Genomic DNA, 23,079 nt, shown 5'->3' with positions numbered 1-23,079 from the left:
AGCAGAAAGCGGACTGAAGTCCGCACTACGAACCTTCTTGAGAAGCCTGATATTACAGGTGCGTCGCTTTGAGATTGTCGGTATGCAAGGCGAGGGATTTTCTGGGGCGACGCACCCTACGATCGCAAAAATCTACAATTGTATTGATGCTACAGCCGATCGCAAATTGCCTTTAAATTCGCCTAAAATTCGATCGCACTCTTCCTTGGACAAACCAGTCCAGTGCATCATCAAAGCCAGCTTTACAGATTTGCCACTTTTTTCTAACAAAAAACCCGCTTCATCCCGGCCCAAATCAGTTAAATCCTGCAACATCCGCACCGCCCGATCGCGCAATTTCTTATTAGTCACCGCCACATCAACCATCCGATTGCCGTAAACCTTCCCCAGCTTCACCATTACGCCAGTTGAAAGAATATTTAAAGCCATTTTTGTCACAGTACCAGCTTTCAAGCGCGTCGATCCCGCGACTATCTCCGGGCCAACCAACAACCGAATATCCACATCAGCCTCAAAATTCACCTGTTCCACGGGTACGCAGGCGATAAACACTGTTTTCGCCCCCCGCTGGCGCGCCGCTTGCAAAGCCCCCGCTACAAAGGGCGTTGTACCCCCAGCCGTAATCCCGACAACCACATCGAGATTGTTAATGTGACGGTGGGCGATCGACTCAGCCCCATCTTCAGCCCGATCTTCCAAATCCTCCGAACTCCGCACCAAAGCGCCCGCACCCCCGGCTATTATGCCCTGTACGAGTTCTGGCGGCGTGCAGAAGGTGGGGGGACACTCGGCGGCATCGAGTACCCCCAAACGCCCGGAAGTGCCCGCACCGACGTAAAATAGGCGGCCTCCTTGACGCAGGGATTCGGCGGCAATGTCGATCGCCCGGGCTAACTCTTCGCGGGCACGGGCGATCGCATTTAAGGTTTGGGCGTCTTCCCGGTTGAACAAGTCCACCAATTCGATCGAGCTCAGTTGGTCTAAATTCGCGCTGTTGGCATTCACCTGTTCCGTCAGCAGATGCCCCCGTTCTTCCAAATTCTTCATATTTTACAATTTATTTAAGTCTACTAATGACTACCAATTACTGACTGCTGACTGCTGCCAACTGCCCACTGATTGCTAAGAGGGCGGGCACGGGGGCACCGCCCCTACCAATGCCCAATGCCCTGTTTGGCCAATGCCCTGTTTGCCCAATGCCCAATGCCCACTGACTATTACAAAAGTCCTTCGAGTCGGCGACGCATAGAATCGAGTTCGTCTTGGGAAACCTCAGAATCTGACTCTGGCTGTGACTCCGGTTCCGACTGCCCCTGGGCCTGCCACTGAGTCTGTGTTACATTGTCTTCTGGCGGAATCGCTAGCGCGCCCGCCGGCACCAGTTCCCAATCATAATCAACACTGTCGCAGAACTCCTTAATTTCCTCATCGTCGATCGCCTCGACAGCGGGTTCGGGAAAATCCTGAGCTTCCAACATCACGCCAAAGCGTGTGGCGTCGTCTTCTGACTCAAACATCAGAACTTTGTTGCGATCGCCGAGTTGAATGGTGTGAATTCCCTCATTCTCGGTGCGGGCATTGAAGAGTAAGACGAACACTCGCATAAGTTTTAAAGACCTTCTTAACCACCGTTTTTTTATCTTAGAAGCGATCGGGCGATTTTAGATTTTAGATTTTAGATTGACTGTCGGTTGTAGGATGTGTGGCGATTTTAGATTAAGTTTGGTAAAGATTTCTGGAGTCTGTGCGACATGGGAGGGGGTGAATATTGAAGTTTGATTGTACGATCGGCACTTTCGATCTCAGTTGTGAGTCTAGCAAAGACAGAAAGCCTCCGTCAGCATCCCAGAATTTTTCAGCTCTACTGCATTTAAATTGTATATTGCAATTCTAGACCAAAACTCGTCAAATCCTCTCCCTGTCCCCCTCTCCCCCTCTCCCCCTTTCCCTATCTCCCTATCTCTCCCCCAACTGTCAACTGTCAACTGTTGAACCCCTCTCCCCCAACTGTCAACTGTCAACTGTTGAACCCCTCTCCCCCAACTGTCAACTGTCAACTGTCAACTGTCAACTGTTGAACCCAACTGTCAACTGTCAACTGTTGAACCCCCTCTCAAACCGGCTGATTTCCTCAATTCCTGAATTCTCACAACCTTGAGAAATAAGCATGACTAACTCGGACGATGACAAAAAACAACTCGCACCCCGTTCTGGGCGCCACTGGTGGCGTATCTTGCTGCTTAGCGGTACGGGAGTGGGCATTCTCGGCGTGGTTGGGGCGGTGGCCGCACGGGAGTGGGTGCAGAAAAAGTTAGCTCCTTTGGTGGCCTCTGAGGTCAGTCAGACGCTGAAGCGGCCGGTGCAAATCGGACGTTTGGAGCGATTTTCTCCGATCGGTTTGCGGTTTGGTCGATCGACTGTACCTGCAACTGCGATCGATCCAGATTACGCTTCTACAGAAGCAGTGGAAGTGAAATTTTCAATTTGGCCGCTGCTGTTCAACCGGACTCTCAAACTAGATATTACGTTAGTTAAGCCTAGTGCTTATATCGAACAGGATGCTGAAGGCCGCTGGGTTAATATTCCCACCCAAGACAAAAAATCTGCGGGTTTATTTAAAACGGAAATTGAAGCAATTCGAGTTGAAAATGCCGGTGCAGTTTTAGTGCCTAGTCCCGCAGTCGGACAAAAAACTTCGGCTCCGATTTCCGTAACTCTCAAAAATGGCAGCGCTTTATTTCGCGAGCAAAATCAGCGCGTTCTCTACGAACTTAACGGTCAGTTTACCAATAATGACAATTTTGCAGTCAAAGCAGACTCTCTCTTGCCTGCGGCTCAAACTAACGTGCTACTGCAATCGCAAAACTTACCTTTGTCCGACATCGCTCGCTTGCTGAAAATTTCCGGAATTTCTCTACAAAAAGGTCTGGCAAATAGCAATTTAACTGTGCAAGTGCGAGACAATAAATTATCTGCAATTACAGGAACGGCGAGTTTTGCCGGAGTGCAAGCAAGTATCAAACCGCTGAAACAGATTATCCAAAATGGTAGCGGTCAATTGCGGTTTCAGGGAACTAATTTAATTGTCGATAGTCTCACAGGTAATTACGGTCTAATTCCGGTTCAAATAGCCGGAACAGTTGCCACTGGAACTAATTTCAATACCGAACAAGCGAGTTTCAATCTGATAACTAACGTGCAACCGGTAGCCGTAGCAAGTGTGGTGAATGCGGTGGAGGCAGAGTTAGGGCAGAAAGTTGTATTGCCGATCGCAGTTGCCGGAGAAGTTAAGGCGGATGCTAAGCTGACTGGAACCGTTGCAAATCCAGTGCTCTCAGGTACGATCGCCTCGACAAAACCCGCTACGGTCGATCGCCTGCAATTAAACAATGTTAGCACTAATTTCAAGCTAGAGCGGGGGAGAATCGCTTCAACTCCAACGCCGAATTCTCCACCGCCAACTGTGCCTTTGTCATCCTTAGCTTTGACATTGAGCGATATATTAGTTGTGCCGGCGGCGGGCGGTAAAATTGGCGGGAAAGGTGAAGTAGATATCGCTTTGGGAAGTGAGAATTCGCGATCGGGTTTGGTGTTCGATTTGCAAGCGGAAAATCTGCCCGCAGATGCGATCGCCCAAATTTACGCTCTCCCGATTCCCGCTGCTGTTAAAATTGGTAGTGTTTCTGCCAAAGCTCAAGTTTTCGGGCCGTTAAATAATATCCAAGCTAGAGCTCAATGGCAAGCACCACAAGGCACTTTTCCGGCTAGCGGTGAAATTCGCGCCGGAGGCAATGCGGCGGAGTTGCAAAATACTGTTGTCAAAATTGGCGATGCTGCGGTGAATGTGGATGCGGCGCTCCAAAACCGTCAGTGGGAAGCTATAATCAAGGGCGATCGCGTGGCATTGAAAAGTTTGCAGCCGCTGATTCCCGGGCTTAATTTACCTCCTGAATTAGCAGGTTTTTTCAGTGGCACCGCCGAAGTTGCGGGAAGTCTGGACGATTTGAGTTTAAATGGTATTTATGCTAGCGGCAAAGGAACGCTGAATCTTGCTGATAGCATTGTTGATGTTAATGGCAAACTGGAATCAGGCCGCTGGCAAGCTTCTGGCAAAACCGAAAAAGTTGCCATCAATCGCTTACTTGATATTGGATTGCCATTTTTGGCGATCGCAAATTCTGCAAATCTCGACAATCTAAAATCCAAAATCCAAAATCTAAAATCTCTGGGCGGACAGCTAGCAGGAGAATTTCAAGCTGCGGGAAATGTTGACAATTTAACCGCTAGCGGCATCAATCTAAGTACAAATGGCAAACTCAATATTGCCGACAGCAGTGTCAATCTCAAAGGAGAATTGACAGACGGAAACTGGCAAGTAACCGCAGAAACCGATCGCACTTCTATCAGCCGCCTGGTAGATTTAACACTACCATTTTTAGATGTGGCTTCTGCATTCAATCCCGAAAACCCGCAATCTGCCAATCTGAAATCTAAAATCCAAAATCTCAAATCGATAGACGGCCAGTTATCGAGTCAATTTACAGCTTCTGGAAGTCTTGACAATTTGACAGCTAGCGCAATTAATGTCGGCGGTAGTGGCAAACTAAATCTGGGCGGCAACAATGTCAATTTTAAAGGAGAATTGGCACGGGGAAATTGGCAGGGAAGCGCAGAAACCGTTAGCGCAGCCCTCGAAGAGGATCGCACTTCGATCGCCAGCCTGGTAAATTTAGGATTGTCGCTGTTAGATGTGGGCTTAGCTTTTACGGCTGACAATCCCCAAATAGTCGCCAATATCAACAATCTAAGATCCAAAATCCAAAATCTCAAATCGCTTGACGGACAAATATCGAATCAAATTCAAGCGGCGGGAAGTCTTGACAAATCAAGCATCGCCGATGTTTCTGTCAACAGCAGCGGCAAACTGAATATTGCCGGCGGTACGGTTGATTTTAAGGGAAAATTGGATGCTGGACAATGGCAAGCTGTCGCAGATCTCGATCGAGTTATTCTCAGTCGCCTAGAACAAACTGTTCGCAATCTCCAACTGTTTACTCTCACAGCGACTTTGCCGAAAGGATTTGACGGCAGAGTTAACGGCCAATATCAAGCAGCGGGAAGTTTGGATAATTTGACAGCTAAAGGAATTCGTGCTAGCGGGGAAGGACAGATTTTGGTCGATCGACTCGGGGCGATCGATACTACGGCAAAATTGGAAAACGGCAACTTAGAAGCATTGCTGGCAACCAACGGAGTTACAGTCAGCAATTTAGAACAAACCCTCAAACAAACAGGTTTGCTGACAACCAATTTACCGCGAGAAATTGCCGGAACCCTCGACGGCAAACTCCGAATTGTGGGAAATACAGATAATTTAACCGCCAACGGCATCACCGCCAACGGCGGCGGACAAATTCGACTCGCCAACGGCGGCGGAATTGTCAACGCCACAGGCAGCGCGCAATCCGGGAATTGGCGCGCGTCAATAGAAGGCGACCAAATTGCCCTAAGTCGCTTCCAGAAAGCCTTTGAAGCCCAGCGCCAAAGCTTGCAAGCCAACGGTTTAGTCTCCCAAGCCCAAAATCTTCCCTTACTGCGAGGACTATTTAACGGGAATGTCAATTTATCCGGTTTGATTGCGACGGGCACGGGGGCACCGGCGGGCACGGGGGCACGGGCGGGCACGGGGGCACCGCCCCTACAGAATGTTCGCGCAGGCGGCAGTTTCCGCATCTCGGAATTGCCATTTCTCAAACAACCTTTTGATGCAATATTTAACTGGGATGGCAAACGGATAGAAGTAGAACAAGCTGCAACTCGCGGTTTGACAGCCAGCGGATTTGTCGGTGTTGAGTTGGCTGGGAAAGGATTGCCGTCAATTTCCAATCTAGATTTGGATGTAAAACTCTCCAATTTTAACCTGGAATCCTTGCCAGCAGAACAGTTGGCATTTTTGAGACCAATTGGTCTCAAAAAGTCTTCAGAGAATAATCAGCCCCTGCGCGGCAATGTCGATTTCACGGGCCGCCTCACCGGAACATTGGCCGCCCTGAGTTTAGTTGGCGACGTGGAAGTGCGGAATTTAGCAGTAAATGAAGTCGCTTTTGACTCGGTACTGGCGGGGAAAGTGACTGCAAGTTCCGATAAAAGTGTAGATTTGCGTTTAGCCGGCCCCCAAGATAAAATCGAAGTCGCTTTAAATCAGTCGTTTTTGCCAACATCATTCTTAGTTAAACGCGGGGAATCGATAGCCCGCGGCCAAACTGAGGGCGAAACTTTGCGAGTCAATTTAAGCGATTTCCCCCTGGCTGCTTTGAATCTCTCACCGGGAAAAGAGGCAGGTTTGGGGCCGATAACCGGTACTGTTTCGGGACAAGTCAACGTACCCGGTTGGAAGATGCCGTTAAATCCAGCGACTTTGCAAGCAACCGGACAAATTGCGATCGCCCAACCAGCGATCGGCTACATTAAAGGTGACAGTTTCCAAGCCGAATTCAGCTATGCTAACGGCAGCGCCAGTCTCACAAACGGCATCTTCCGCCAAGGTACCGGTCAATACTTAATTTCCGGCAGCGTTAAAGCAGGCGCAAACCCCGAATTTGCCGGGAAAGTTAACATCCAGCAGGGGAATTTGCAGCAAGTTTTAGCCGCTTTGCAGTATTTCAATTTAGGAGATTTGGCGAGAGGCTTAAAATCTCCCGTTTACGGTAACAGCGGTGACGTGCAAACTGTCGCAGTCGGAGAACCGGAAGCGCCGTTAATCGAACAGTTGCGCCGCTTGGCAGAAATAGAAGTAATCTTGCAGCAACAGCAAGCTGTGAAATCAGCGGAAAAATTGCCTGCCTTATCTCAATTGCAGGGAACTTTTGGAGGCGAAATTGCAGTCGCAGGTTCTCTCCGAACAGGCGTGCAAGCTCAATTTAACGTCAAAGGCGATAATTGGCAGTGGGGAAAATATGTCGCCGAACAGTTTAGCATTGAAGGCAGTTTTCAGGACGGGATTTTAACCGTGTTGCCGCTGGAAATTAGATCGGGCAAAAGTGCGATCGGATTTTCGGGACAACTGGGACAGAAAGCGCAATCCGGGCAGTTGCGGGTAGAAAATGTACCCGTAGAAGAGTTAGCAAAACTAATCGAATTGCCCTTTGTAGACGTAACCGGAAACTTAAATTTGCGGGCAAACTTAGCCGGAAGTTTAGAAAATCCGCAAGCCACCGGCGAATTAAGTTTGCTGGACGGAACGCTAAACGGAGAACCGATTAAAAAAGCCGACAGCAGTTTCAGTTATAGCAACGCCCGCCTCAATTTTGGGGGCAGCGCTTTGATAACTCAAACCGAACCAATTGAAGTACAGGGAAGTTTGCCTTTTGAGTTACCCTTTGCTGCGGTAAAACCCGACAACAATCAAATAGATTTAAGGGCGAATTTACAGAATGAAGGATTAGCAATTATTAATGTCTTAACTCCCCAAATTGGCTGGGTTAATGGCAAGGGACAGGTGCAAATTCGCATCGGAGGGACGCTGCAACAGCCTGTAGCGCAAGGAATTGCGAATTTTGAAAATGCAACCGTCCGGGCGAGAGCTTTCCCAGAACCGGTGACAGGGCTGACTGGGACAGTGCGCTTTGAGGACGATCGCATTCGAGTAGAACAAATTCGGGGACAATTAAGTAAAGGGGAAGTTGTCGCCCAGGGCGTGATTCCATTGTCTGTGCCCTTTGCCGAGGGCGATGTCGATGCAGCGAATCCTTTGGCTGTCAATCTAGATAAATTGGCATTGAATCTTAGAGGATTGTATCGCGGTGGCGCAGTCGGTCAAGTCCAAGCAACAGGTACAGCTTTGCGGCCGCAGTTGAGCGGTAAAATTGAACTGTACGACGGCGAAGTATTTCTCCCCAGCGCGGGCGGCGGCGGAACTCGGTTAGCTTCTTCTTCTACCCCTGCCCCTGCCGGTGTCGATTCTCCTTCAACATCTTCTCCTTCCGATTCTCCTCCGACATCTTCGGCTTCCGCTTCCCCTGCCTTTGAAGTTGGATTAAATGATTTGGGGCTCAAATTAGGGCGGGGAGTGCGGGTAACGAGTGCGCCGATATTAAATTTTCAGGCGACAGGCGCTTTGACGGTGAATGGAACCTTAGACGATATTCGCCCTGCGGGTACAATTCGGTTGACTTCGGGCGCCGTAAATTTGTTTACAACACAGTTTAAACTTGACAAAGGATATCCACAAACAGCTACCTTTGTACCAACACAAGGACTCGATCCGACATTGGATGTAAGATTAGCAACGTCAGTACAAGAAGTATCGCGGTTTCGCACTCCGGGAACATCTGTCGCGTCGGAAATAGCCGACGAACCGACAAGTTTCGGCAGCGTGCGGAGTGTCCGAATTCAAGCATTAGTCAAGGGTAAAGCCTCCCAGTTGGCCGAAAATATCGAGTTGAGGAGTTCTCCAGGGCGATCGTCCACAGAGATTGTAGCGCTACTAGGAGGCAGTTTCGTGCAAACATTAGGACAAGGAGATAGTACACTGGCGATCGCCAATTTAGCAGGTGCAGGATTATTCAACAACCTGCAATCCGTGATTACCAACGCCACCGGATTGAGCGAATTTAGGTTATTTCCCACACGAATCAGAGGAAACGAAGGACAAACAGCCACTTCCAGTTCATCGGCCGCATCCGGTGCAGGTTCCCTCGGTATAGGCTTAGAAGTCGGGGCCGATATCACCCGCAATCTTTCAGCATCAATCATTCGAGTATTGTCAGCAAATCAGCCAACAGAATTCAACGTGCGGTATCGTTTAAACGACAAAATATTGCTCAGAGGTTCAACCAATTTCCAAGGAGACAATCGCGTCACCGCCGAATACGAATTGAGATTTTAGGCAATTGGTTCGTAGTGAGGACTTTAGTCCTTCTTCCCGAGGACTTGCATTCCCAACAATCAAACCATTGTACAGATAATTGACAGAGCAATTGGTTCGTAGTGAGGACTTTAGTCCTTCTTCCAAAGGACAGAGCAATTGGTTCGTAGTGAGGACTTTAGTCCTTCTTCCAAAGGACAGAGCAATTGGTTCGTAGTGAGGACTTTAGTCCTTCTTCCAAAGGACAGAGCAATTGGTTCGTAGTGAGGACTTTAGTCCTTCTTCCAAAGGACTTGCATTCCCAACAATCAAACCCTCGTACAAATAATTGACAGAGCATAATATCAGGTCAAAAACTGTAACAAAGATTTTGTAAACTAGGGACACAAACGGATATTACAAATTCCCAAATTCCCAATGCCCAATTCCGCATTAATTTGCTATAATATAAATAGCAAAACCAAAACGGTACTGCAAACCCCGCACACAAGGTTATAGGAGTTAAGTCAAATGGCAAACAAACTCCAAGTGAAAACACAGTCAATCGGCTACAGCGACTTATACTGGAACCGATTTAGTCCGAGAGTAGCGACTATCAGCAGCATCCGCAACGCCAACCACTGGGACGGCGGATTTATCACCTACATTGCATATCCCACAAAAGTAGAAGCCACAGCAGCAATGAAACATTTGCTACTGAATCAAAAAGCTGCGGATGTGGATATGCGGAAAGCCAAGCGGATGAAAGCAAAAGGCATTCGGTGGGAACTCAAAATTCGGGGTTTAGCTTTTAATGAAGTGTTGAAACTGGCAACAATGGATATAACTGGAAAGCTAGTTATGTCACCTGTAACAACTACTCAAGCCACAGGCTGATAGCTGCATACCTAGGATAGGTTGGGTAGAGACCACAAAACCCAACCCTTCCAATAGTTATCAATATCCATCTTCCTCTCTTTTCTCCTCCTCTGTGTCCTCAGCGCCCTAGAAGAGTTAATAAAACCAAAAAATCCTCTAAAATATATGCGTTTCATCAGCCCCAAAACAGACTTTGCATTCAAAAAAATATTCGCTTCTTCCGAACATCCAGAAATTTTAATCAGCTTCCTAAATGCAATGCTGTACAACGGAGAACCTACAATTCAAGAATTAGAAATAATTGACCCTTATTCAGCCGGAAGCGTCACAGGATTAAAAGACACCTACCTGGATGTCAAAGCCAAGATTACCGGAAACAAAACCGTAATAGTCGAAATGCAGGTACTCAACGTCGCCGCCTTTGAAAAACGAGTAGTGTACAATGCAGCCAAAACCTATTCTACTCAACTCAAAGCTGGAGACGGTTACTTAAGATTAAATCCAGTCATTGCTTTAACCATCACCGATTTTATCTTATTTGAAAACACCGAAAAACTAATTTCAAAGTTTGAATTCACAGAAACTGAAGAGAAATTCGTCTATCCCAACTGCGAGTTAAAGTTAGTGTTTGTCGAGTTACCGAAATTCAAAAAAGAATTGAATGAACTCGAAACTCTGCCGGAAAAATGGATTTACTTTATGAAAAACGCGCCCTCTTTGGAAGCCGTACCAGAGACATTGGAGTCTGTGATCGAGATTAATAGCGCGCTGGAAATTGCCAAACGAGCTAATTTGACAATCAAAGAAGCGGAAGATTTGGACAAGCGAGAAATGTTTATCCAAGATCAGCTTGGATCTGTAATGAAAGGGATAGAAATTGGTCTACAGCAGGGAATTGAACAGGGAATACAACAAGGAATCGAACAAGGAATCGAACAAGGAATCGAAAGGGGAATAGAACAGGGAATCGAAAGGGGAATAGAACAGGGAATCGAACAAGGGATAGAACAGGGAATCGAAAGGGGTAAAATTGAGGGGGAAATAGGATTAATTATCCGTCAGATTATGCGGCGGGTGGGTGATGTTACACAGGAAGTTCAAAATCGCATCCAGGGGTTATCTGCGGAACAGTTAGATGATTTGGGAGAGGCTTTGTTAGATTTTAGGAGTCAAGAGGATTTGATCGCGTGGTTGGATTCTGCGGTTGGATGAATTGATGAACCTCATCGGGGAATTTTTAAAGCGGATTTGGTATAATACCAAATCCGGGTTAGTTATGACTCGGCGGTTGAAACCGCGTCTACACGAACGAAGCCGGCCTACGCCGACTAAGAGATAAAGGGGGTAAGAAACCCGGATTGCGTATAATTCGCAATCTCTGCATTCATTTAAACTTTAGTATCTGCGGCAACTTCACTCTGTACCAGCATCCAACCTAAGAGTGCTAAAATAAGACCGATCGCCAAAAATCCCAAATCCCAAGCTAACTCGTTAATACCTGGCTTGACGTGGTGGATTCCTAGAATTTGATGGTCAACAATGCCTTCAACAAAGTCAAACAATCCAGCACCAATTAATATGGAACCGAAAAAAGTAGGAGTTGACAAAGGAGCATCTTTGTGATTGACACCCCGCCACAAACAAAAGATTCCTGCCACTGTTACCAACCAATCCGCAGCGTGAAAAAGTCCGTCTCCGATGGTATTCAATTCTAATCCGGCAACGTTAGCATCGGTTTTAACGCTGCTAAACATATGATGCCACTGAAGGAGTTGGTGCAGCACAATGCCGTCAAAAAACCCGGATAGACCGATACCGAGGAGAATTCCTGCGATAATTAAAGGTCGGCGGTTGTTAATATGGGTAGCGGGTGAGTTTGTGCGATCGTTCAAGGGAAAACCTCAGATGCTTTAACTGCTGAGCCTCAGCCTGTGAAGAGAGTTGCAAGTACATTTTTTAGTTTTGCTGGGCTGGAAGGGCGATCGCATCATCCGCGAGAGAGATTTTTGATGGATGATTGGAAAGTGCGATCGCATCTTATCTGCAATAACCTCTCAAACACCATCCAAATACTAATTTATAGTTGTCATTAGGTTAAACCTCAACATATTTGCACAAAGTCCTAGCTTCAGGAATGGACGAACCAGATTGACGCAACTCTTCTAAATAAACAAATATTGCTGCTTTAATTTCTTGTTCTACTTCCTCGACAGTAGTACCTGTTGCTACGCAGCCGGGTAAATCTGGAACATAAGCAGAATAATTGCTTTCTGATTTCTCGATCGCAATTGCATAACGTATAATTCTGTTTTGACTATCTGCTTTTGCATCGGTGAGAACAATAAAGCCGATAGGGGTCAATTCCCATCTGTCGCGAGGCGAATTTGTTTCTACATATCGTTGAACCAAGCCATCAGCAGCCAGTTTTTTTAAGACAACCATCATGTCAGGTTCTCGCGGTACATCCCGACGGGAAAGTGAATTCGCAAGTTCGTACCAACTCCACTTTCCTTGACCTTTAGCTACTAATTCCAGCAGCACTAATTCAAGCTTGGTTAATTGAGTTAGGTTTTTCATTTCTCCACAGCTTAGGCAAACTTCAGCGGATGCTTTTAAGATATCACTGCTGTGTACCGTAAAAGTTTATCCACTTCTTTTCTAACTATTTCACCGCTGCAACGAGGGCATTTTTTTTACATAGTTCATTGTGAAATTATACTATGCAAATACGGCTTCTACGGCTTTCGGCAATGCGATGGGTACGAAATATGCAACTGGATACAAATAATCTTCGCCGGATTCATCAATAACTCGGATAAATTGATGTTCCGCAGCGCGATTATCGGGTATGATTCGATAGATTTTTCTCACTTCCAATGATGCTTGATAGTCTTGATTGTTAATGCAAACTACAAATTGTGTTTCTAAGTTATGGGAATTCATGACTCCTCCTATAAAATATATTTGATTTTGATTTCTTTTTTTCCAATGCCGTGTGCTTCGTACCAATGAAGCTCAGCTTCGCAGGCTGTGCCATCAGTAAGGATAATTGTTGCAATTCCTTTGAGTTTTCTCCAACGTCCATTACCATAATTTTTCTGCAAACGTTCCACTTCCCGAATTGATGTACCTACTGCTATTGTTTCAATATTAGTAATGTTTCCAATAATTTGAAAGTTCATTCGACATCAAACATTATGTTAACAATTAGTATCACTGGTAGCCTTTTAGCCCAGTCCGGTGAGTGCCTGGTATTGGAAACGTAGAACAGGCGGGGTTTCGTGGAAACAGCCTTTGTTATTATAATCTGCACGAAACTCTGTAACCCTTAGATGTTAAACTTTACAAGTCTCGACGCGAGAGAAGATCTCTTTCCCATTCCCAATCCCCAACGGTTCCCTCTCTCCCCGGAAGTTGTCCTTTTGGTGCTTTGGTGTCGAATTTTAGCTCGTTTAAATGCAACCATTTTTTATTCACACGCCAACCTACCCGATCGCCAAAAGCTTCCCAAATTTTCTCATCATATTCCCTGCCCCCCCCCAAACTTTGATATATTCGCTTCTGAACTGAAAAGCCGAAACGTCCATTACTATATTTTACCCAAAGTTGGTCAATGGTGCGTAAATCTTCAGAGGGAAATCTATTAATATCTTCAACTCTCAGCCAGCCATTATCTGTTCTCCCCGCTACTTCCAGCATTATTTTACTCGTTTCCTTGTCAGCATCTTTCCATCTTCCAGTTGTCAGTAAATCTTGCAATTTTGTGTAGTCTACTCCGCATTCTGAATTGAGTGGAACATCATGATTAATAGGAGTATTGTGAGGAGGTTTAGGCTGAGGGCAGTGGTCTGTTTTAGCACGAATTTCCGAAGTCTGTTTATCTGGTACAGATCCTTGCTGTGTCTCTGCAATGCCAATTCTTTTGAGTGCTTTAATCGCATCCATATCGCCATTAGGAGATGCAGCTAACACGCGAATCCACAACTGTTCTGCCAACGCAAAATCTTTGTTGTTTTCAGCGAGAGAAGCATCCAATTTCATAGATGCAACATCCGTTAAAGTTGCATACTTCGGGCAAAGAATCAAATGATACTTTGTTGCAGGTTCAGCAATAATATAAGGCGTTTGCCGAAACTTATCGCCTTTATAGTGTCGAATCAGTTCGGAAACTCGCACACTTAAATAATCATTCAATCGCTCAACAGTTGCACATTTACCTTGAGCGCCTAATCCTTCCAAAATTGCTTTTGTGAAAATACCCTGATGCCAATCATCAATTTCGTAGGACAACTCATTAGGACTGCAAGAGAAAATTGTAATCACTCCCTTTTCTCGCGCAACTTGAGCGGCTTGATTTCCGACTCCTTCTCCTGATTTACTTCCTTCACCTTCACGACAAGCATCTAGAATTAGGACAATATTATCAGCACCGCAGCGACCCAAGCGTTCTGTCACGTAATTAATCGAAATTGCTGTATGTTCAACATCCCCCGGATCGCTGTCACAAGCCATCAGGTAATCACACCCTTTATGGCGCATTCCGTGTCCGCTAAAGAAAAACCAAAAGTTATCCCCAGCTTCCATAGATGGTTTTTCAAACATTGTCTTCAAAACTCGTCTCAAATTGGTAAAAGAAGGACGAGTTGACATCCCTTTATCTGGCGGCAAGTCATCGGACAACAAAAATACTCCATCAAATCCGGCTTCTTTGACAAGAAAGTCTCGCATTAACTGTGCATCCCGCTTGGCATACTTCAGCGATTGCGAGAACTCATATTGATTAATACCAATTGATATTGCCCGATTTTTTCCCATTTCACCTTAAGACTTACGTTTAAACCTTAACAATACAGTTCTTGTATCTGCAACTTTTGCACCCATAGCCATTAAACTGAAAGAACCTTCAGCATTAATACCAACCGATAACTCAATTTCTGACAACTCGATCGCCTTCATGTCAGCTTCCAGATCCGCTGCACTAAACATTTTATCAACCGTTTTCATGAACTCAGCCAGTTCTTTTTCTAATTTTTTGATACTGACTTTGTGCAGCCGCAAGCTATCCACTGCTTTTGTCACCTGCTTGTGTGCAGACTCAGTTGGCTGTGCATCCCAATAACTAGAGTAATCCAGCCCTGTATGTGCCCCAATCTTCGCACCCTCCAAATCAGGTGCTTCCGGTGACTCATAGGGAGTATCGCCGCTAGTCGCAATGCTAATCATTTCATCGGGCATAACTGGTGAAGACTCTAAACTATTTATATAATTTTGCCAGATCCTAACCCCGATTGTAACGAGAAATTTTACCCAAAATCTGTATCAACCTATCTTCGCCTTCCCGGTGATGCCTGCGTAACACGACGAACCCAACCTACATCATGTGAGTGGGAGGTAGGCGAGCATTTTTATCGCAAATCCTAAATCCCAAAACCTCATTGCCCAAACAGACCCTTTCTGTGCAAACCTAAAAAACAGCAGACACAATTTTATAAACTCTAATTACAGAACACTAGCAACCAGTTATGCAAACTCTGCCGAACCCCACTAAAACCCCCACCACCGAACCAACCTTCGACACTGCCATCAAACGCCGCAAAACCCGTCCCGTCAAAGTCGGCAGTATCACGATCGGCGGAGGCAACCCAGTCGTCGTACAATCGATGATTAACGAAGACACCCTCGACATCGACGGATCAGTGGCCGGAATTCGGCGCTTGCACGAGATAGGCTGCGAAATCGTCCGCGTTACCGTGCCCAGCATGGCCCACGCCAAAGCTTTAGCCGAAATTAAGCAAAAATTGCACGATACCTACCAACCCGTGCCCCTCGTTGCTGATGTCCACCACAACGGGATGAAAATTGCGCTGGAAGTCGCCAAACACGTAGACAAAGTGAGAATCAATCCCGGACTTTACGTGTTCGAGAAGCCGAAAGCCGACAGAAGCGAATACACTGACGCCGAATTCGCGGAAATTGGCGAAAAAATCCGCGAAACCCTGGAACCTCTGGTGATTTCCCTGCGAGATCAAGGTAAAGCTTTGCGAATCGGCGTCAATCACGGTTCCCTGGCAGAACGGATGCTGTTTACCTACGGCGATACTCCGGAAGGTATGGTGGAATCCGCCCTGGAATTTATTAGAATTTGCGAATCCCTCGACTTCCGCAACATCGTGATTTCCCTCAAAGCCTCCCGCGCGCCGGTGATGGTGGCTGCTTACCGCTTGATGGCGCACCGGATGGACGAATTGGGTATGGATTACCCGCTGCATTTGGGCGTTACGGAGGCTGGCGATGGCGAATACGGGCGCATCAAATCCACGGCTGGTATCGCCCCGCTGTTGGCTGACGGTATCGGCGACACTATCCGCGTCTCCCTGACTGAGGCGCCAGAAAAGGAGATTCCTGTCTGCTACAGCATTCTGCAAGCTTTGGGATTGCGGAAAACTATGGTTGAGTATGTGGCTTGTCCTTCCTGCGGCCGCACTTTGTTTAATTTGGAGGAAGTGTTACATCAAGTGAGAGAGGCGACGAAGCATCTCACGGGTTTGGATATTGCAGTTATGGGCTGTATTGTCAATGGGCCTGGGGAAATGGCTGATGCTGATTATGGCTATGTCGGGAAGCAACCGGGTTATATTTCTCTGTACCGGGGGCGGGATGAAATTAAGAAGGTTCCTGAGTCTGAAGGTGTGGCAGAATTGATTAATTTGATTAAGTCGGACGATCGCTGGGTTGAACCCGAGTAGGCTTGACTGGATATAGTTTTGAGGTTTGGGGCCCACTAGAAGCCATTGGTGTCAACAATCGCCCGAAACCGTTGAAACATATCGCTAGGTACGTAGTTGGGCTTTAGCCCTCTTCGCGTATATGTTTAAAGAGGGCTGAAGCCCAACAACGTACCTTGTCTTAAACCCGCGCCCGCATTCACCTATGGCAGCCTCTGCTTCGGGAATACAACTCGGCAAAGTTGAATAAATATGTATCCAAAATCCGACCAAGCCTTGCCTGTGTTAGATTGGGCGTGATTATTCTGAACTCTTTTCCTCCCGCGCGTCAGACAAATGGTTATAACAAAACGAGGGCTTGTTCTAAGTGCAGCAGCGGTGTTACTCACTGCTGCAACTCTTGCCAACACTGGTTGCAGTTCTAAATCCCTGGCTTCTTTTAGGGGAAGTCCTAAAGAATTGGTTGATGAAGTTTGGCAGATTATTGACAAAAGTTATGTTGATGGCACTTTTAACCAGGTTGACTGGAAAGCGGTGCGGAATGATTATTTGAACCGGACTTATACTAGCGATGAGGAAGCTTATAAAGCAATTCGTGAAATGCTGAAGAAGCTTGACGATCCTTATACGCGGTTTATGAACCCGGAAGAGTTCAAAAATATGCAGGTTGAAACTTCTGGTGAATTGACAGGAGTTGGGATTCAGTTGACTCAAGATGAGAAAACTAAGAAGTTGGTGGTGATTTCTCCCATTGAGGATACTCCTGCTTTTACTGCTGGTATTCTAGCAAAAGATATCATTACTAAGATTGATGGGAAGAGCACGGTCGGTATGGATACGAATCAAGCGGTAAGTTTGATTCGCGGCCAGGCTAATACAGAGGTGACTCTGACTATTTTGCGGGACAAAAAGGAAATAGATTTTAAGCTGAAACGCGCTAAAATTGAAATTCATCCCGTGCGGAAGTCGGTGCAGAAAAGCCCGATCGGCGAAATTGGCTATATTCGCTTAAATCAGTTTAGCGCGAACGCTGCATCGGAAATGCGATCGGCAATTAAGGATTTGGAACAGAAAAAGGTGACGGGCTATATTCTAGACTTGCGTTCCAATCCGGGTGGCTTGCTCTACGGCAGTATTGAAATTGCTCGGATGTGGCTCAAAGAAGGTACGATCGTCTCTACGGTCGATCGCGTCGGTGAGGCCGATCGACAAACCGCAAACAAGGGAGAGATTACCGATAAACCTTTAGTTGTACTCGTAGACGGCGGTTCAGCAAGTGCTAGCGAGATTCTATCCGGTGCTTTGCAAGACAACAAGCGTGCGGTTTTGGTGGGAACCAAGACGTTTGGTAAGGGTTTGGTTCAGTCGGTACGCGGTGTGGGAAATGGTGCCGGTTTGGCGGTGACAATTGCCAAGTATTTTACTCCCAATGGCACTGATATCAATCACATGGGAATTAAACCGGATTTTCTGGTTGAACTCACTGACGCTCAAAAACAGGAGTTGCGGCGCGATCGCGATAAAATTGCTACGACGGCCGATCCGCAGTACGCGAAAGCTTTGGAAATTTTGACTAATAAAGTTACTGGTAAAACAGGGAACGATAAGGCGGAGTCGAAACCGAATACTGCGTCACCTAAGCCGAATGCGGCCCAGGCTAAACCGAGTGTGGCACCTGCTAAATCTAAGTAGTTTTTAGTTACAAAAGCTTCAGCAAAGAAGGACTAAAGTCCTCACTACGAACCTGGTTTGTAGTGAGGACTTTAGTCCTTCCAAGTTCGTTTATTTCGGTTGACATTTACCAGCGCGAATTAAACCGATGCGTCGGGCGATCGCATCTTCAGCAGAATCGTAAGGGCCCCACTGTTCTATAATAGTGGGGCTTTGCTGTGCGATTTGGGCCGGCAAAATCTCGCAATTACCAGCAGGACGTTTGACAATATAAAATTTATCTGATTCTGTCATAGCTAAATTTCTCACCTAAAAGTTCAATACTAACTAATCGTACCGTTGAAACCGCGTCTGTACAAACGATGTCCGTGCCAATCGGACTAAAGACAATTACCGTCTAATCTTCAACCCCCTCTTAGAGTGCGTGAGTGTCTGTATAGATACAGTTTCAACCGTACATCCAATCTTCAGAATTAAGATAAGAATTAAAAAAAACTAACACTTTGGGAAGATGCCAAAAATTTTATCTATGATAAAAATATAGACATTTGTCTAAACTGTGCATTATATCAATTCCGGTTGGATCGGAATGATTTAACCGCAGAGAACGCAGAGGACACAGAGGGAGAGAAGAGAGATGAATAATTCCGATGCTGACGGAATTGATATTAAACACTTTCTGTTCTCACCAAAATATTCTAATCAATACCGAAAAAAACCATGCAATTTCTTCCCAAAACACTCCCCGAAAATCGATCGCAAATCATCCCAGTTAAAGAATCTCCCTCGCCAGAAGTTGTTACTTTCGATGTCAGCGGGATGAAATGTGCGGGTTGCGCTGCATCAGTTGAACGCCAACTCATGCAGCATTCAGGCGTAATTTCGGCTTGCGTTAATTTGGCAGTAGAAGTCGCAACGGTTGAGTGTCAACCGGGGGCTGTCGATGCAGAGGCTTTAGCGAAAAAGTTGACTGATAACGGATTTCCCTCTCAGTCTCGCTTAGGTGAAAATCAGCGGGAAGCAGAAGCGGCGGCAATTGAACGGCGGCGCCAAGAAATTCGACAGCAAATCAATCAATTGTCGATCGCCCTTATTCTAATTATTCTATCCGGTTTAGGACACATTCTCGGCACCAAAGCCCCAATTCTCAGCAACATTTGGTTTCACTGGGGACTCGCCACCCTTGCATTGCTGCTACCGGGCCGCCCGATTATCGTTGACGGCTGCCGCAGTTTGTGGCGAAATGCACCAAACATGAATACTTTGGTAGCTTTAGGCGCAGTCACGGCTTACACGGCTAGCAACGCGGCGCTGCTGTTTCCACGCATGGGATGGGAGTGCTTTTTTGACGAACCGGTGATGCTTTTGGGCTTTATATTGTTGGGCAAAACTCTCGAACAGCAAGCCAGACGGCGCGCTGCATCAGCTTTGCAAGCTTTAATCGCACTACAACCAGCGACAGCCCGCTTAGTTGATTTTAAACTGCCGATTTTAGATTTGGACTCTCAAGAGTTGCCTGCAAACTCGACATCTGCGGTCTACAATCCACAATACATTGAAATTCCAGCCGATCGCGTCCGAGTCGGAGAATGGCTGCAAGTTTTACCCGGTGAAAAATTTCCGGTAGACGGCGAAGTCTGCGAAGGCAAAACAACTGTAGATGAATCGATGCTGACTGGCGAATCGATGCCAGTTTTCAAGCAATCACCAGATACAGTCGCGGCGGGAACTATCAATAAATCCGGGGCAGTTGTGATGCGGGCAACTCGCACCGGTCAAGAAACAACTGTAGCTCAAATGGTGGCTTTGGTACAAGCCGCCCAAACTCGCAAAGCACCGATTCAACATTTAGCTGATACTGTCGCCGGATATTTTGTCTATGGCGTAATGGCAATATCGGCTTTAACTTTCCTATTTTGGTATTTTGCCGGAACTCATATTTGGCCTTCTGTGCTTTTAGGACACGATATGGGGCATGGGGCATCGGGCATGGGGCATGGGGCATTGGGCATGGGAAATCAATTGCCAATTATCCATTATCAGTCTTCTTTGTTGTTAAGTTTGAAATTGGCGATCGCAGTTTTAGTCATTGCTTGTCCTTGTGCTTTGGGACTGGCTACCCCAACTGCAATTTTAGTCGGTTCTGGCATCGGGGCGGAGCGCGGGCTGTTGATTCGCGGTGGCGATGTTTTAGAACGAGTGCATCAATTAGATACTGTGGTTTTTGACAAAACTGGGACTCTGACAACTGGAAATCTCACACTTACTGATTATTTGCCGATTTTCCAGAATTCTGAGTTGGATTTGAACTCGGATATTAATGTGGGAAACAAACAAGATATCTGTTCCACAATGTCCGCAATTGATGATATTTCTGGCAACAGGCAAGATGCCTCTTCCACAATTTCCACAATTTCCACAATTGATGGTGTTTCTGGTAACAAACAAGATGCCTCTTCCACAATGTCCGCAATTGATGGTGTTTCTGGTAACAAACAAGATGCCTCTTCCACAATTGACTCAAAATTGCTGCAAATTGCGGCGGCGGTGGAAAGAGGCGCTTGTCATCCCATCGCCGCGGCGATTTTGCGGGAATCTCAACAGCAAGGTTTGCCGCTGCTACCTGCTGATGATTTCTACACGGAACCGGGCTTCGGGGTTTCTGCTTTAGTGGAGGGCCAGCGGGTGTTTGCGGGGAATGCCGAGTGGATGAGCCAGCAGGGCGTCGCTGTGACTGCGGAACTTTTGGAGTCTTGTAAAGGCAAAACGGCGGTTTACGTCGCTTCTGGGGGCGTTTTGCTCGGGGTAATCGGGCTAAAAGATACTCTGAGACCGGATGCTAAGGTGGCAGTCGATCGCCTGCGGGGCATGGGATTGCGGGTGATGATGCTGACGGGCGATACGGCGTCGGCGGCGTTGGTGGTGGCGCAGCAGCTAGGTTTGGCGGCTGCTGATGTTTTGGCCGAAGTGCGGCCGGAGGGGAAGGCTCGGGCGATCGCCAGTTTGCAAGCCCAAGGCTGTAAAGTGGCTGTAGTGGGAGATGGTATCAATGATGCCCCGGCTTTGGCTCAAGCTGATGTCGGTATCGGTTTGCACTGCGGGACTGATGTCGCGGTTGAGACGGCTCAAATTGTGCTGATGCGAAATGCTTTGATGGATGTTGTTGAGTCGATCGACCTTGGTCGCGCTACTTTTAATAAGATTCGCCAAAATTTATTCTGGGCTTTTGCTTATAATACTCTGGGAATTCCAATTGCGGCCGGTCTCTTGCTGCCTGCAACTGGAATTTTACTCAGTCCTGCGGCAGCAGGCGCATTTATGGCGTTTAGTTCTGTTAGCGTTGTTACCAATTCTTTGCTGCTGCGCCGGAAGTTTCGAGGTTAAATTTAGAGCTTCCAAATAAAAGTCATCAGTAATTAGTCATTAGCCAGGAACTAATGACTGATGACTGATGACTGATGACTAATGATTTATGGCTACAGTGCCATACTTTCCAAAAGCCGCCAGTTATTGTTTTTCATAACTGAACGACTGACTAGCTCGAACATTTGACGGCAGTGGTTATTGGTTTGCAGGGGCAATTCCTCGTTTTTGATTACGAAGTTCATGCGAACTTCTGAGTCACTAGCCGTGTTTTTCTCAATTAGGACTTCGGCGGTGACCAGTTTCGGAATCGAAACTTGACCCGGAAGTTCGCGAGCCATCAGGGAATCTCCTGTATTGTAGATAATATCAAGATTGCATGACTCTAAAATTTCAATCAGGGACTGACGGAGACGGTCGATCGGAACTGCAACGATAAAAAAACCAGTATAGCGAGCCATAGAAAACTCCAACCATGAGGCACTGAGACTTTATTATCATACCGAACCTAGAACAGATATACGGGAGGATTCATATTTATTTTATTGAGGTGCAAAGTTAGGCAATGAAGGGCAAACTTATCGTATTTGAGGGGGTAGAAGGTGCTGGAAAAACTACACAAATGCAGCGATTGATACATTGGCTGCAAGTAAGTTATTTTCAGAAAGTCCGGTTGGTGGCTACTCGCGAACCGGGGGGTACGGAGTTGGGAAAAGGACTGCGGCATTTGTTACTCAAACAAGATCCGGGTGAATCTGTATCCGATGTAGCAGAATTACTCATGTACGCTGCCGATCGCGCTCAGCACGTCGAAACTTTTCTTAAACCCGAGTTATCGAAAGGAACGATTGTTTTATGCGATCGCTTTACAGACTCCACGATTGCTTATCAGGGCTACGGCCGCAATCTTAATTTAAATTTAATTAAGCAGTTGAATGCAATTGCCACCGGCGGCTTGGAAAGCGATCTGACTTTGTGGCTGGATATTAATGTGGAGGCGGGCTTGACAAGGGTAAGGGCTAGAGGAGAGCGCGATCGGATCGAGCAAGCGGATTTGCAGTTTCACAAGCGCGTACAGCAAGGTTTTACGGAGTTGGCACAGGCAAATCAATCTCGAATTTTCCGGATCGATGCCGATCGCCCTGAAGATGCGATCGCCCAGGAAATTCAAGAGATCGTCAGTCGCAAGTTAGAAGCTTGGGAATATTTAAAATAATCCCAATTCCGAAAAGTCGGCTGACATAGGTGGCCAAAAACCGGGTTTTTTAGGAAATTTTTCCTAAAAATCCTCAATATCGATGAAAAACCCGGTTTCTTCCTTTTGTCTGGGCGCCGTGAATATAATTAGCCGAAATTAATCGACAAAAAATCCCAGCACTTTACTGGTTAAAACCTGGATACATTCCCATACGCTTGGGTTAAGCTTTTTTGATGATTGCGCTGCCCAGAGATCGATCGCAGTGTCTCTTTTTCACCGAGAAACGAGACGGAAGCCTCTGGCTTTTAGACATGAGGAGGAAGTCGGTAGCGGTTTCAACCGCCTTCAATATTTTTTTTGTATTGGTTGTTTTACAGTCATATTTCAATCTTAAATCA

At 46.5% G+C, this 23,079-nt stretch carries 17 protein-coding genes; 7 read left to right on the top strand and 10 right to left on the bottom strand.

The genetic code is table 11. The features are described from left to right. Nucleotides 1-132 precede the first annotated feature (132 nt). On the bottom strand, nucleotides 133-1,047 hold the full coding sequence (gene murQ / locus QZ938_RS18240; protein ID WP_293157627.1) for an N-acetylmuramic acid 6-phosphate etherase: 915 nt from the start codon (nucleotides 1,045-1,047) through the stop codon (nucleotides 133-135). Nucleotides 1,048-1,217: 170 nt separating this feature from the next. Next, a complete protein-coding gene (locus QZ938_RS18235) occupies nucleotides 1,218-1,604 on the bottom strand; it encodes a DUF3110 domain-containing protein (protein WP_293157621.1) in 387 nt (128 codons plus the stop codon). 563 nt (nucleotides 1,605-2,167) lie between these two features. Between QZ938_RS18235 and QZ938_RS18230 the strand changes: the two genes are divergently transcribed. The 3 genes from QZ938_RS18230 to QZ938_RS18220 all read left to right on the top strand — a co-directional run bounded on the left by QZ938_RS18230 (nucleotide 2,168) and on the right by QZ938_RS18220 (nucleotide 10,936). Next, entirely contained in the window at nucleotides 2,168-8,887 is a 6,720-nt protein-coding gene (locus QZ938_RS18230; protein ID WP_293348709.1) for a translocation/assembly module TamB, read from the top strand. A gap of 489 nt (nucleotides 8,888-9,376) precedes the next feature. Then, nucleotides 9,377-9,742, top strand: a complete 366-nt coding sequence (locus QZ938_RS18225) for a hypothetical protein (protein ID WP_293157615.1) — start codon at nucleotides 9,377-9,379, stop codon at nucleotides 9,740-9,742. A 147-nt stretch (nucleotides 9,743-9,889) separates the two neighbouring features. Then, nucleotides 9,890-10,936: an Rpn family recombination-promoting nuclease/putative transposase gene (locus QZ938_RS18220; RefSeq protein WP_293348706.1), complete on the top strand. Its 1,047-nt coding sequence runs from the start codon at nucleotides 9,890-9,892 to the stop codon at nucleotides 10,934-10,936. A 176-nt stretch (nucleotides 10,937-11,112) separates the two neighbouring features. Here QZ938_RS18220 and QZ938_RS18215 read toward each other — a convergent pair whose 3' ends face one another. The 6 genes from QZ938_RS18215 to QZ938_RS18190 form a co-directional block, all read right to left on the bottom strand. Beyond that, nucleotides 11,113-11,616 (bottom strand): DUF2243 domain-containing protein, encoded by a 504-nt coding sequence (locus tag QZ938_RS18215; protein ID WP_293348703.1) that lies wholly within the window; start codon nucleotides 11,614-11,616, stop codon nucleotides 11,113-11,115. Nucleotides 11,617-11,818: 202 nt separating this feature from the next. Then, a complete protein-coding gene (locus tag QZ938_RS33095) occupies nucleotides 11,819-12,301 on the bottom strand; it encodes a type II toxin-antitoxin system HicB family antitoxin (RefSeq protein WP_363318781.1) in 483 nt (160 codons plus the stop codon). Nucleotides 12,302-12,442: 141 nt separating this feature from the next. After that, nucleotides 12,443-12,667: a hypothetical protein gene (locus tag QZ938_RS18205; protein WP_293348700.1), complete on the bottom strand. Its 225-nt coding sequence runs from the start codon at nucleotides 12,665-12,667 to the stop codon at nucleotides 12,443-12,445. Between the two features lie 8 nt (nucleotides 12,668-12,675). Then, on the bottom strand, nucleotides 12,676-12,906 hold the full coding sequence (locus tag QZ938_RS18200; RefSeq protein ID WP_293348697.1) for a hypothetical protein: 231 nt from the start codon (nucleotides 12,904-12,906) through the stop codon (nucleotides 12,676-12,678). Nucleotides 12,907-13,066: 160 nt separating this feature from the next. Then, nucleotides 13,067-14,539 (bottom strand): GUN4 domain-containing protein, encoded by a 1,473-nt coding sequence (locus tag QZ938_RS18195; RefSeq protein WP_293348694.1) that lies wholly within the window; start codon nucleotides 14,537-14,539, stop codon nucleotides 13,067-13,069. A gap of 6 nt (nucleotides 14,540-14,545) precedes the next feature. Further along, nucleotides 14,546-14,959 carry a hypothetical protein gene (locus QZ938_RS18190; protein ID WP_293348691.1) on the bottom strand — a complete coding sequence of 138 codons (414 nt, stop codon included), beginning with the start codon at nucleotides 14,957-14,959 and terminating at the stop codon, nucleotides 14,546-14,548. A 287-nt stretch (nucleotides 14,960-15,246) separates the two neighbouring features. Between QZ938_RS18190 and ispG the strand changes: the two genes are divergently transcribed. Further along, nucleotides 15,247-16,470: a (E)-4-hydroxy-3-methylbut-2-enyl-diphosphate synthase gene (ispG, locus tag QZ938_RS18185; RefSeq protein WP_293348688.1), complete on the top strand. Its 1,224-nt coding sequence runs from the start codon at nucleotides 15,247-15,249 to the stop codon at nucleotides 16,468-16,470. A gap of 315 nt (nucleotides 16,471-16,785) precedes the next feature. Further along, a complete protein-coding gene (gene ctpC / locus QZ938_RS18180; protein ID WP_293157590.1) occupies nucleotides 16,786-18,141 on the top strand; it encodes a carboxyl-terminal processing protease CtpC in 1,356 nt (451 codons plus the stop codon). A gap of 90 nt (nucleotides 18,142-18,231) precedes the next feature. Here ctpC and QZ938_RS18175 read toward each other — a convergent pair whose 3' ends face one another. Continuing rightward, nucleotides 18,232-18,414, bottom strand: coding sequence for a DDE transposase family protein (locus QZ938_RS18175; RefSeq protein WP_293157588.1), 183 nt, complete (start codon nucleotides 18,412-18,414; stop codon nucleotides 18,232-18,234). 426 nt (nucleotides 18,415-18,840) lie between these two features. On the opposite strand from QZ938_RS18175, the gene QZ938_RS18170 reads away from it, so the two are divergent. Beyond that, nucleotides 18,841-21,504, top strand: a complete 2,664-nt coding sequence (locus tag QZ938_RS18170) for a cation-translocating P-type ATPase (protein ID WP_293348685.1) — start codon at nucleotides 18,841-18,843, stop codon at nucleotides 21,502-21,504. A 92-nt stretch (nucleotides 21,505-21,596) separates the two neighbouring features. On the opposite strand, the gene QZ938_RS18165 is transcribed toward QZ938_RS18170, so the two are convergent. Then, complete coding sequence (locus QZ938_RS18165; protein ID WP_293158409.1) at nucleotides 21,597-21,944, bottom strand: hypothetical protein; 348 nt, start codon at nucleotides 21,942-21,944, stop codon at nucleotides 21,597-21,599. A gap of 104 nt (nucleotides 21,945-22,048) precedes the next feature. Between QZ938_RS18165 and tmk the strand changes: the two genes are divergently transcribed. Further along, nucleotides 22,049-22,699 carry a dTMP kinase gene (gene tmk, locus QZ938_RS18160; protein ID WP_293348682.1) on the top strand — a complete coding sequence of 217 codons (651 nt, stop codon included), beginning with the start codon at nucleotides 22,049-22,051 and terminating at the stop codon, nucleotides 22,697-22,699. Nucleotides 22,700-23,079: the final 380 nt, after the last annotated feature.

Origin of the sequence: Microcoleus sp. CAWBG27 (assembly GCF_020883145.1) — a bacterium.
Lineage (GTDB): Bacteria > Cyanobacteriota > Cyanobacteriia > Cyanobacteriales > Microcoleaceae > Microcoleus.
Note: the sequence above shows the minus strand (reverse complement) of the source record. Positions and strands in the feature narration are given on the sequence as shown.

Excerpts from the sequence above, each read along its gene's own strand:
- murQ (WP_293157627.1), bottom strand. The coding sequence starts at position 1,047 with ATGAAGAATTTGGAAGAACGGGGGCATCTGCTGACGGAACAGGTGAAT.
- QZ938_RS18235 (WP_293157621.1), bottom strand. The coding sequence starts at position 1,604 with ATGCGAGTGTTCGTCTTACTCTTCAATGCCCGCACCGAGAATGAGGGA.
- QZ938_RS18230 (WP_293348709.1), top strand. The coding sequence starts at position 2,168 with ATGACTAACTCGGACGATGACAAAAAACAACTCGCACCCCGTTCTGGG.
- QZ938_RS18225 (WP_293157615.1), top strand. The coding sequence starts at position 9,377 with ATGGCAAACAAACTCCAAGTGAAAACACAGTCAATCGGCTACAGCGAC.
- QZ938_RS18220 (WP_293348706.1), top strand. The coding sequence starts at position 9,890 with ATGCGTTTCATCAGCCCCAAAACAGACTTTGCATTCAAAAAAATATTC.
- QZ938_RS33095 (WP_363318781.1), bottom strand. The coding sequence starts at position 12,301 with ATGAAAAACCTAACTCAATTAACCAAGCTTGAATTAGTGCTGCTGGAA.
- QZ938_RS18205 (WP_293348700.1), bottom strand. The coding sequence starts at position 12,667 with ATGAATTCCCATAACTTAGAAACACAATTTGTAGTTTGCATTAACAAT.
- QZ938_RS18200 (WP_293348697.1), bottom strand. The coding sequence starts at position 12,906 with ATGAACTTTCAAATTATTGGAAACATTACTAATATTGAAACAATAGCA.
- QZ938_RS18195 (WP_293348694.1), bottom strand. The coding sequence starts at position 14,539 with ATGGGAAAAAATCGGGCAATATCAATTGGTATTAATCAATATGAGTTC.
- QZ938_RS18190 (WP_293348691.1), bottom strand. The coding sequence starts at position 14,959 with ATGCCCGATGAAATGATTAGCATTGCGACTAGCGGCGATACTCCCTAT.
- ispG (WP_293348688.1), top strand. The coding sequence starts at position 15,247 with ATGCAAACTCTGCCGAACCCCACTAAAACCCCCACCACCGAACCAACC.
- ctpC (WP_293157590.1), top strand. The coding sequence starts at position 16,786 with ATGGTTATAACAAAACGAGGGCTTGTTCTAAGTGCAGCAGCGGTGTTA.
- QZ938_RS18175 (WP_293157588.1), bottom strand. The coding sequence starts at position 18,414 with ATGACAGAATCAGATAAATTTTATATTGTCAAACGTCCTGCTGGTAAT.
- QZ938_RS18170 (WP_293348685.1), top strand. The coding sequence starts at position 18,841 with ATGCAATTTCTTCCCAAAACACTCCCCGAAAATCGATCGCAAATCATC.
- QZ938_RS18165 (WP_293158409.1), bottom strand. The coding sequence starts at position 21,944 with ATGGCTCGCTATACTGGTTTTTTTATCGTTGCAGTTCCGATCGACCGT.
- tmk (WP_293348682.1), top strand. The coding sequence starts at position 22,049 with ATGAAGGGCAAACTTATCGTATTTGAGGGGGTAGAAGGTGCTGGAAAA.